The 570-nt window shown below is 79.3% G+C and carries 1 pseudogene; it reads right to left on the bottom strand.

What is annotated here, in order from left to right:
- Positions 1-570, bottom strand: a pseudogene (locus tag QR78_RS35225) (hypothetical protein); the annotation flags it as partial.

The raw sequence follows: 570 nt of genomic DNA, 5'->3' as shown, positions 1-570 counted from the left end.
GCCGCGGCAACCGCCTCGGCCCGCTCGGTCACGCCATGGAGGGTGCCGCGCAGGGTCGCGTCCACCGCGCCCGCCGTCCGCTCGGTCGCGGCATTGATCGCCGCCACGACGTCCTCGGCCCGCTCGGCCAGGCCGTCGATCGTACCGCGCAGGGTCGCGTCCGCCGCGCCCGCCCGCTCGGCGACGAGGCGACCGGCCTCGTCCGCCGCCGCGGCGAACGCCGCCGTCGCGGCCAAGGTCCGCGCGTCGAGCGCCCCCGTCGTCCGCTCCGCCGCCGCCGCGATCGCCAGAGCCGCTTCCTCGGCCCGGCCCGCCAGACCCACCACGACGCCGTGCAAAGCCGCATCCGCCTCGCCGGCCCGCGTCCCGATCAGGCTCGCCGCCTCCTCCGCCACACGGGCGAAGGACGACGCCGCATCCGCCAGACGCGCCTGCAGCGCGCCCGACGCCTCCTCGGCCCCGAGGCGAAATGCTTCCACGCTCTCCGCCGTCCGCGCGCCGACCGCGCCCGTCGCCGTCTCGGCCGCGCGACGCAGCACCATCGCCGCCTCCTCGGCCCGGGCCTCCAGC

The organism is Methylobacterium indicum, assembly GCF_001043895.1.
GTDB classification, from domain to species: Bacteria; Pseudomonadota; Alphaproteobacteria; order Rhizobiales; family Beijerinckiaceae; genus Methylobacterium; species Methylobacterium indicum.
The sequence above is the reverse complement of the archived record's forward strand: the minus strand, read 5'-3'. Positions and strand labels throughout refer to the sequence as shown.